At 70.4% G+C, this 8963-nt stretch carries 7 protein-coding genes and 3 pseudogenes; 4 read left to right on the top strand and 6 right to left on the bottom strand.

The window, feature by feature from the left end; translation table 11 throughout:
- Positions 1–530 (top strand): annotated as a pseudogene (locus tag EFK10_RS42480) (DNA primase); the annotation flags it as partial.
- On the opposite strand, the gene EFK10_RS42475 reads toward EFK10_RS42480, so the two are convergent.
- On the bottom strand, positions 451–1056 hold the full coding sequence (locus EFK10_RS42475) for a peroxiredoxin-like family protein (RefSeq protein ID WP_127360970.1): 606 nt from the start codon (positions 1054–1056) through the stop codon (positions 451–453). The pseudogene EFK10_RS42480 and the gene EFK10_RS42475 sit on opposite strands and share 80 nt — an antisense overlap.
- Positions 1057–1134: 78 nt before the next feature.
- Between EFK10_RS42475 and EFK10_RS42470 the strand changes: the two genes are divergently transcribed.
- Positions 1135–1749 carry a TetR/AcrR family transcriptional regulator gene (locus tag EFK10_RS42470; RefSeq protein WP_127360969.1) on the top strand — a complete coding sequence of 205 codons (615 nt, stop codon included), beginning with the start codon at positions 1135–1137 and terminating at the stop codon, positions 1747–1749.
- Between the two features lie 19 nt (positions 1750–1768).
- Here EFK10_RS42470 and EFK10_RS48195 read toward each other — a convergent pair whose 3' ends face one another.
- The 3 genes and pseudogenes from EFK10_RS48195 to EFK10_RS53660 all read right to left on the bottom strand — a co-directional run.
- Positions 1769–1939, bottom strand: a complete 171-nt coding sequence (locus EFK10_RS48195; RefSeq protein ID WP_164836382.1) for a hypothetical protein — start codon at positions 1937–1939, stop codon at positions 1769–1771.
- A gap of 107 nt (positions 1940–2046) precedes the next feature.
- Positions 2047–2622: pseudogene (locus tag EFK10_RS42465) on the bottom strand (RNA-guided endonuclease InsQ/TnpB family protein); the annotation flags it as partial.
- 121 nt (positions 2623–2743) lie between these two features.
- A pseudogene (locus EFK10_RS53660) lies at positions 2744–2794 on the bottom strand (hypothetical protein); the annotation flags it as partial.
- A 164-nt stretch (positions 2795–2958) separates the two neighbouring features.
- Between EFK10_RS53660 and EFK10_RS42455 the strand changes: the two are divergent.
- Positions 2959–4236 carry an RNA polymerase sigma factor gene (locus tag EFK10_RS42455; protein ID WP_206305810.1) on the top strand — a complete coding sequence of 426 codons (1278 nt, stop codon included), beginning with the start codon at positions 2959–2961 and terminating at the stop codon, positions 4234–4236.
- Between the two features lie 52 nt (positions 4237–4288).
- Positions 4289–5029 carry a hypothetical protein gene (locus EFK10_RS42450; RefSeq protein WP_127360968.1) on the top strand — a complete coding sequence of 247 codons (741 nt, stop codon included), beginning with the start codon at positions 4289–4291 and terminating at the stop codon, positions 5027–5029.
- Positions 5030–5242: 213 nt separating this feature from the next.
- On the opposite strand, the gene EFK10_RS42445 is transcribed toward EFK10_RS42450, so the two are convergent.
- Together EFK10_RS42445 and EFK10_RS42440 are read right to left on the bottom strand one after the other, a co-directional pair.
- Complete coding sequence (locus tag EFK10_RS42445; protein WP_240677811.1) at positions 5243–7198, bottom strand: ABC transporter ATP-binding protein; 1956 nt, start codon at positions 7196–7198, stop codon at positions 5243–5245.
- On the bottom strand, positions 7195–8928 hold the full coding sequence (locus tag EFK10_RS42440) for an ABC transporter ATP-binding protein (protein WP_127360967.1): 1734 nt from the start codon (positions 8926–8928) through the stop codon (positions 7195–7197). Before EFK10_RS42440 ends, EFK10_RS42445 begins: the two co-directional genes overlap by 4 nt.
- Between the last annotated feature and the right edge of the window lie 35 nt (positions 8929–8963).

Below are 8963 nucleotides of genomic sequence, written 5' to 3'. Positions count from 1 at the left end.
CCGCCCCCGCCGGCCGGCCCCAGGGCGCCGCCGCGCCGGTCGCCCCGCGCGGCCCCCGTCTGGACCTGCGCAGCCCCGCCCACCGTGTCGAGCGCGAACTGCTCAAGCTCGCCCTTCAGTTCCCCGACCTCGTCTCGCCCGCCTTCGACGCCTACGGCGAGGACGAGTTCACCGCCCCGCCCTACGTCGCCGTACGCCGGGCGATCGCCGAGGCGGGCGGCGCCGAGTTCGCCGACGGCGACTACCTCACCCGGGTGCGGGACATCGCCCCGGACGACACCGTCCGCTCCATGATCACCGAGCTGGCCGTTGAGCCGGTCATGCACAAGGCCCCCGACATCTACGCCGGCGACGTCCTCGTCCGCGTACGGCTTCTGGCCGTCGACCGCCGCATCGCGGAGGTCCGCGCCGGCATGATGCGCCTCGGCGCCCAGGGCGACCCCGAGCAGCTCACCGCTGTTCAGAACGAGCTGTGGGCTCTCCAGCAGTACGGCCAGCGGCTCCGCGAGCAGGGCGCGAAGGCGCTGTAGCCAGTTCGAGGAGCTCGTCCACCGACCACTGGTCGTAGGCGTGCTCGCCGTACTTGGCGGCGATGACCCGGCCGTCACCCGCGATCAGGAAGTCCGCCGGAAGCCCGAGCCGGCCTCCGGGTTGCTTCGACGCCGGAAGGTGCTCCCGGCCGCGCGCGACCTCCCAGCCGCCGCGCAGGACCGCCCACAGGACGGGCCCCCAGGCGCGCGGGTCGAGCAGCGCGCGAGGCGCCGACTCCACGCCGAATTCTGCGTACAGCCGCTTGTCCGGATCGGCGACGACCGCGAAGGGGAGGGCGGCCGTGTGCTCCAGCAGCTCCTCGGCGGACGAGTGGAAGACCACGACCTCGCGGACCCCGGCCGCCTCGATCTCCTCGTGTCGCCGCACCACCGACCGCAGGTGCAGATTGCACACCGGACAGCCCGCGAAACGCCGGAACTGCAAGTGGATCAGCCGCTCCGGGTCGGGCACCGCCACGGGCGGCCCGGAGACGGGTGTGAGGCTGTGGGCCGTGACGACTGACATGCGCATCGGGCACCCCTGGGTTTAGGCGTACGGCATACGCTTACGAGCGTACGCGTATGCCGTACGCTGTCAACCGCCATGCCCCGCCCACGTTCCCTCACCCACGCCCAGGTGGCCTCGGCCGCCCTCACCGTCATCGACCGCGACGGCCTGCCCGGACTGTCGATGCGCGCGGTCGCCAAGGAACTCGGCATGAGCACCATGGCGCTCTACCGGTACGTGGACGACCGCGAGGAGCTCGAAGCCCAGGTCGTCGAACTCGTCCTCGGCGCCGTCGACACCGAGCCGCCGCCCCCGGACCTGCCCTGGTGCGAGCGGATCGAGGTCATGGCCGCGCGCCTGCGCGACGCCGTGGGGGCCCACCCGGCGATCGTCCCGCTGACCCTCACGCAGCGGCACCGCTCACCCGCTCAGCTGCGCTGGGCGGAGGCGGTGCTCGCCATCCTCACGGCGGCCGGCATCGAGGGCGAGCAGCGGGTCATCGCCCTGCGCGGCCTGCTCGCCTACATCGTCGGGGCGATCCAGCTCGAACACCTCGGCCCCCTGTCGGGCGACGGCACGGTCGCCATCTCCCAACTGCCACCCGGGGACTTTCCGTACATGAGCGAGACCGCGCGCCAGGCCCGGGACGTCGGCCCCGACCAGGAATTCCTGGGCGGACTCGCCGTCCTGCTGCGCGGCCTGGGCGCGTGATCCTCGGTCCCGGAACGCCTCAGCCCCGGAAGGCCTCCGCGTGGTCGGCGACCCACTCGGCGAAGGTGAGCCCGGGGCGGCCGGTGAGGTCCCGTACGGCGGGGGAGACCGGGGCCTTCTGGTGCACGGCGGTGGCCTGGTAGGCGAGGAGGGTGTCGGCCACGAAGGACGGGACGCCCTGCTCGATCATCGCCTGTCGCCCTTCCTCGGGCGTGAGCTCCTCGAAGCGCAGCGGCAGGCCGGTGACCTCGCCGATGATCCGGAGCTTGTCGTACTGGGTCAGGGACTCGGACTCCGACCCAGGTCGATACCCACCTCGCCCACCGTATCCGGCAGGGCCTCGCCCTGGCCGGTCTCCACGACGAACGACGCGAAGTACCGGCCCGCGCTGTCCTTGACCACCGTCACCGTAGACGGCTGTGAGGGCAGAGCACGCGACCACTTCACCGCGACATCGCCGATCTTGGGCAGGGACAGCTTCCCGCCCGGCGTGATCTTCCAGCGGGCGTTCGCGGTGAACCGCACCGACTGCCGGGTATCCCGCTTCGACTTGAACCGGGGTGCGCCCATGCGCGGGCGCTTGCCCTTGAGGCTATCGAAGAAGTTCCGGTACGCGGTGTCCAGGTCCCGCAGGCACTGCTGGAGGACGACAGCCGACACCTCGCCGAGCCATGCCCGCTCCGGGTGCGTTTGGCCTCGGTGATGAGCTGCTTCGACAGGTCGCCGGTCTTCGGGAATGGCAGCCCCTCGGAGCGGGCGGTCTCCCGAGCCCTGAGGGCGTCGTTGTAGACCACCCGCACACACCCGAACGCCCTGCCCAGCAAAACGCGCTGACCAGCCGTCGGGCAGGCGGAAGCTGTACCGAAGCTGCACACTGCGATCGTACTAAACCTGGTCCATGTCTGACATACAGAACATTCGTACCGGCGGCGGCCTGGGGGAGGCCGGCGGCCTGTGGGTCGCGGGTGAGGGCGCGGACCTTGGCGCCCTCGGCGAGCAGCAGGTCTACGATGTGGCGGCCGACGTTGCCGGTTGATCCGGTCACGAAGAACACGGGTGTCTCGTCACTTCGTTTCGGGAGCAGTGGCGCCGCGTCATGCGCCACCTCGCGGCGCTGTGACGGCACGTACGCGACCGGTGACCTTGCGCTGAAAAAGGGGCCGCACGACCCTCGTGGCGAAGGCGTGCCGTAGGCCACACTGGTGTGCGGTGCCTGAGTCCTCGGAGTGCGGAATTCCGGGTCGCGTCGATGGAGACGCCCCCGGAGATCCGCTTACGGCGAATTCCCGGACGGACAGCGGCGATGCAGCCGCGCTGACCGTTCCGCTGTCGCGCGTCTCCGAGTCCGTGACCGTGCTCACCGTGGAGGTCGCTCCCGTGCAGACCCAGACCCTGACAACCGTGGCCGAGGTGGAGGCAGAGGCAATGGGGCCCGCCGCCGCAGACCTGCTGGAGAGGGTCCCTGAGCAGAACCGCCCCGCCGCCCACCCGGAGACCGTGGTGGAAGTGGCCGACGAGCCCGACGAACCACCCGTCGCCCGGCGGGCGTTCCGCGAGGAGGTGGCCGGGCCGTCGTCCGACCTCTTCCGCCAGTATCTGCGCGAGATCGGGCGGATATCCCTGCTCACCGCCGTCGAGGAGGTCGAGCTGGCCCGCCGCGTCGAAGCCGGGCTCTTTGCCGAGGAGCTGCTCAACAGCACCCCCGACCTGGACTCCCTCGACTCCCAGCTCGCAGTCGACCTCGACCGCCTGATCGTGCTGGGCCGCATGGCCAAACGCCGCCTCATCGAGGCCAACCTCCGCCTCGTCGTCTCCGTCGCCAAGCGCTACGTCGGCCGCGGCCTCACCATGCTCGACCTCGTCCAGGAGGGCAACCTCGGCCTCATCCGCGCCGTCGAGAAGTTCGACTACGCCCGGGGCTACAAGTTCTCCACGTACGCGACCTGGTGGATCCGTCAGGCCATGTCCCGCGCCCTCGCCGACCAGGCCCGTACGATCCGGGTGCCCGTGCATGTCGTCGAGCTGATCAACCGCGTCGTACGGGTCCAGCGCCGCCTCCTCCAGGAGCGCGGCTACGAGCCCTCGACCGAGGAAGTCGCCGCCCAGCTCGATCTCCCCGCCGAGCGCGTCAGCGAAGTCCTGCGCCTCGCCCAGGAACCGGTCTCCCTCCACGCCCCCGTCGGCGAGGAGGACGACGTCGCCTTCGGCGACCTCATCGAGGACGGCGACGCCGCGTCCCCCGTCGAATCCGCCGCCTTCCTCCTCCTCCGCGAACACCTCGAGGCCGTCCTCTCCACCCTCGGCGAACGCGAACGCAAGGTCGTCCAACTCCGCTACGGCCTGGCCGACGGCCGCCCCCGCACCCTCGAAGAAATCGGCCGCATCTTCGGCGTCACCCGCGAACGCATCCGCCAAATCGAGTCCAAAACCCTCAACAAGCTCCGCGACCACGCCTTCGCCGACCAACTCCGCGGCTACCTCGACTGACCCCCCCGCCCGGCGGCGGGCCGGCGCCGTGTGCCCGCTATCGTCCCCGCTCATGACCAAGTTCTACGCGACGGTGTGCCTGCCGCCGACCGCACCACGTAAGGTTCCCGGCGCGATCGCGGCAGCCCTGGCGCCGTACGACATCAACCTCGGCCCCGACTGGAATGCGAACGGCCAGTGGGACTGGTGGGTCGTCGCTGCCACGACCGGGGCCGGCTTCCTCGTCCTGCCCGCGCACGACGGCGACCGCAGGCTCATAACGGCGTCGACCGTCCCTCGCCGGAAGGCCGCGCTCGACCCCCTGGGGCCGCTGGAGTGCTACGGCGGGCCGCGCGGACTGCTGGACTTCGACGCCATGCGGCGGCGATCGATGGCCGGCCACGACGCCCTGCTCGCAGCCTGGCACGAACTGGCCGCCGAGCATCCGCCGGCCCGGCCGCTGGCCGTCTTCGTGGCCCGCCACGAGGCCGACCCCGACGGCTACTCCATGGCCGACGCCAAGAGGGACCATCTGGCGCAGCCGTCGGTGCAGGCCCTGGCCCAGCGGGCCGTTGCGGGCGACCCGCACTTCGGAACCTGGCTCCTGGTCACCGACCCGGTCGCGTACTTCGCACAGGAACACGAGGCCGAGCGGCTGGAGACCGCCAGGTACGCCGTCCCCGGCCGGGCCCTGGTCACACTCGAGGGCGCGTGGACCGATGCGGAGACCGACGGCTACTGGGAGCAGGCCAACAGCTACGTCGACGGCCTCGATGCCGAGGCCGTCGTCGTGGACGTGCTATGCCACAACTGAGGCCCACTCCAAAGCCGGTCCCTTAGGGCCTGTCCGGCCGATCTCCGTGGCGTCGCGTGCCTCCCCCAGCCTGGCGGCTGGGTGGAGGTCCTCCCCCCGGACGGAGTCTGGGGGAGAGTGCCCCCAGCGACTTGCGACGCAGGCGCCGCTGCGGACATCAGCCGCTGGCGCGGCGGGCCGCTCCTTCTCCCACGGAGATCGGCCGGACAGGCCCTAGTCGACCTCCGCCACCGCCTGGGCGAACTGCGCGGCGTAGAGCCGCGCGTACGCGCCCTCTGCCGCCAACAGCTCGCTGTGGGTGCCCTGTTCGACGATCGCGCCGCTCTCCATCACCAGGATGACGTCGGCGTCGCGGATGGTGGAGAGGCGGTGGGCGATGACGAAGCTCGTGCGGCCGTGCGACAGGCGGGCCATCGCGCGCTGGATGAGCACCTCCGTACGGGTGTCGACGGAGCTGGTCGCCTCGTCGAGGACCAGGATCACCGGGTCGGACAGGAAAGCGCGGGCGATGGTGATGAGCTGCTTCTCGCCGGCGCTGACTCCGGCGCCCTCGTCGTCGATGACGGTGTCGTAGCCATCCGGGAGGGTGCGGATGAAGCGGTCGGCGTGGGCGGCACGGGCGGCCTCCTCGATCTCCTGCTGGGTGGCGCCTTCCGTTCCGTACGCGATGTTCTCGGCGATGGTGCCGCCGAAGAGCCAGGTGTCCTGGAGGACCATCCCGATCGCGGACCGCAGTTCCTCCCGGGACATGGCCGCGATGTCGGTGCCGTCGAGGGTGATCCGGCCGCCGGTGACCTCGTAGAAGCGCATCAGCAGATTGACCAGGGTGGTCTTGCCGGCGCCGGTGGGGCCGACGATCGCGACGGTGTGGCCGGGCTCGACGGCCAGCGACAGGTCGTCGATGAGCGGCTTCTCCGGCTCGTAGCGGAAGGCGACCGACTCGAAGCCGACGCTTCCCCGCAGCTCGGCCGGGCGGGCCGGCTCCGTGGGCTCCTCGCTCTGCTCGTCGGCGTCCAGCAGCTCGAAGATGCGTTCCCCCGAAGCGACCCCGGACTGGACGAGGTTGGACATGCTGGCGACCTGGGTGAGCGGCTGGCTGAACTGCCGGGAGTACTGGATGAAGGCCTGGACGTCGCCGATCGACAGCGAGCCGCTGGCGACCCGCAGTCCGCCGACCACGGCGACCAGTACGTAGTTCAGGTTGCCTATGAACATCATCGCGGGCTGGATGATCCCGGAGATGAACTGCGCCCGGAAGCCCGACCGGTACAGCGCCTCGTTCTGCTCGCGGAAGGTCTCCGCGGACTCGTCCTGCCGCCCGAAGACCTTGACCAGCGAGTGGCCGGTGTACATCTCCTCGATGTGGGCGTTGAGCTTGCCCGTGGTCTTCCACTGGGCGACGAACTGCGGCTGCGCCCGCTTGCCGACCGCCGTCGCGACCACCACCGACAGCGGCACGGTCACCACCGCGATCAGCGCCAGCAGCGGCGAGATCCAGAACATCATCCCGAGCACACCGACGATGGACAGCACCGCGAAGACGATCTGGCCCATGGTCTGCTGCAGCGTCTGGCCGATGTTGTCGATGTCGTTGGTCGCCCGGCTGAGCACCTCACCGCGCGGCTGCTGGTCGAAGTACGACAGCGGCAGCCGCGCCAGCTTCGCCTCGACCTCCCCGCGCAGCCGGGAGACGGCCCGCTGGATGACCCGGGTCGCCAGCCGGCCCTGGGCGACATGGAAGACCGCGGCCGCCGCGTAGATCCCCAGCACGGTCAGCAGTACGGAGCCCACCGCGCCGAAGTCGATGCCCTGCCCCGGAACGAAGTCCATCGCGGAGAGCACGTCGGCGAGGCTGCCCTTGCCCTGCTGGCGCAGCGCGGCCACCGCCTCGGCCTTGGTGGTCCCGGCGTGCATGGACCGGCCGATGACCCCGGAGAAGATCAGGTCGGTCGCGCCGCCCAGTATCTTCGGGGCGGCCACGTTCAGCCCGACGCTCACGGCCGCGCACGCCAGCACTCCGTACAGCGACAGCCGGTCGGGCCGCATCAGGCCGAGCAGCCGTTTGCCGGAGCCCTTGAAGTCCATGGAGCGCTCCGTGGGCTGGCCGCCCATGAAACGCATGGGCCCGGCGGCCGGCGCGGGGCCGCGCCGGGTCGGGGTGGTGGTCATGCCGCCTCCTGCTCGGTGAGCTGGGAGAGCACGATCTCCCGATAGGTGTCGTTGTCCGCCATCAGTTGGTGGTGGGTGCCCGTCCCGACGACCCGGCCCTCGTCGAGGACGACGATGCGGTCGGCGTCGCGGATGGTGCTGACCCGCTGGGCGACGATCACCACCGTCGCCTCGGCGGTCTCCCGCGCGAGCGCCAACCGCAGTGCGGCGTCGGTCGCGTAGTCCAGGGCCGAGAAGGAGTCGTCGAACAGATAGATCTCCGGCCGCCGCACCAGCGCCCGCGCGATCGCCAGCCGCTGCCGCTGCCCGCCCGACACATTGGTGCCGCCCTGCGCGATCGGCGCGTCGAGCCCGCCCTCCAGCCGCTCGACGAAGCCCTTGGCCTGCGCGACCTCCAGCGCGTGCCACAGCTCCTCGTCCGTCGCGTCCGGCTTGCCGTAGCGCAGATTGGACGCCACCGTCCCGGAGAAGAGGTAGGGCCGCTGCGGTACGAGAGCCACGGTCCTGGCCATCAGCGCCGGATCCAGCTCCCGCACGCTCACGCCGTCCACGAGCACCTCGCCGCCCGTGGCGTCGAACAGCCGGGGCACCAGCCCCAGCAGGGTGCTCTTGCCACTGCCGGTCGAGCCGATCACCGCCGTGATCTCGCCCGGCCGGGCGACCAGATCCACCCCGTGCAGCACCTTCGCCTCGGCGCCGGGGTACGCGAAGTCCGCGCCGCGCAGCTCCAGATGGCCGTGTCGCAACAGCTTCCGTACAGGCGCGGAGGGCGGAACGACGCTCGACTCGGTGCCGAGCACCTCCTCGATGCGCTCGGCGCAGACCTCGGCGCGCGGCACCATCATGAACATGAAGGTCGCCATCATCACGGCCATCAGGATCTGCATCAGATAGCTCAGGAAGGCGGTCAGGGCGCCGATCTGCATCCCGCCGCTGTCGATCCGCTGGGCGCCGAACCACATCACCGCCACGCTCGACATGTTCACCACCGCGAAGACCAGCGGGAACATCAGCGCCATCAGCTGACCGGTGCGCAGGCTGTAGTCCGTCAGCTCGGCATTGGCCCGCCCGAAGCGCTCGCGCTCGTACTCGTCCTTGACGAAGGCCCGGATCACCCGGATGCCGGTGATCTGCTCGCGCAGCACCTTGTTCACGGTGTCCAGCCGCTCCTGCATGGTCCGGAACAGCGGCCGCAGCTGCCGCACCAGCAGCGTGACGATGACGCCGAGCACCGGCACCACCGCCAGCAGCAGCGAGGACAGTGGAACGTCCTGGCCCAGCGCCATGATGATGCCGCCGACGCACATGATCGGCGCCGAGACCATCAGCGTGAAGGTCATCAGCACCAGCATCTGCACCTGCTGGACGTCATTGGTCGTACGGGTGATCAGCGACGGCGCCCCGAAGTGACCCACCTCACGCGCCGAGAAGCTCTGCACCCGGTCGAAAACCGACGCCCGGATGTCGCGGCCGACCGCCATGGCGGTGCGCGCCCCGAAGTAGACCGCGCCTATCGCGCAGATCACCTGCAGCACGCTCACCGCGAGCATGACGCCGCCGACCCGCATGATGTAGCCGGTGTCCCCCTTCACCACGCCGCTGTCGATGATGTCGGCGTTCAGGGTTGGCAGATAGAGCGTGGCGATCGTCTGCACCAGTTGGAGCAGAACGAGCAGCACGATGGGTTTCTTGTACGGACGAAGATGGGAGCGGAGGAGTCGGATCAGCACGACAGGGGATCCTACGTTCCGACTGTTGCCAAGAG

Origin of the sequence: Streptomyces soli (genome assembly GCF_003999195.1) — a bacterium.
Lineage (GTDB): Bacteria > Actinomycetota > Actinomycetes > Streptomycetales > Streptomycetaceae > Actinacidiphila > Actinacidiphila soli.
The sequence above is the reverse complement of the archived record's forward strand: the minus strand, read 5'-3'. Positions and strand labels throughout refer to the sequence as shown.

What these genes read in the sequence shown, in the direction of transcription:
- EFK10_RS42475 (WP_127360970.1), bottom strand. Translation starts at nt 1,056, where the DNA reads ATGTCAGTCGTCACGGCCCACAGCCTCACACCCGTCTCCGGGCCGCCC.
- EFK10_RS42470 (WP_127360969.1), top strand. Translation starts at nt 1,135, where the DNA reads ATGCCCCGCCCACGTTCCCTCACCCACGCCCAGGTGGCCTCGGCCGCC.
- EFK10_RS48195 (WP_164836382.1), bottom strand. Translation starts at nt 1,939, where the DNA reads ATGATCGAGCAGGGCGTCCCGTCCTTCGTGGCCGACACCCTCCTCGCC.
- EFK10_RS42450 (WP_127360968.1), top strand. Translation starts at nt 4,289, where the DNA reads ATGACCAAGTTCTACGCGACGGTGTGCCTGCCGCCGACCGCACCACGT.
- EFK10_RS42445 (WP_240677811.1), bottom strand. Translation starts at nt 7,198, where the DNA reads ATGACCACCACCCCGACCCGGCGCGGCCCCGCGCCGGCCGCCGGGCCC.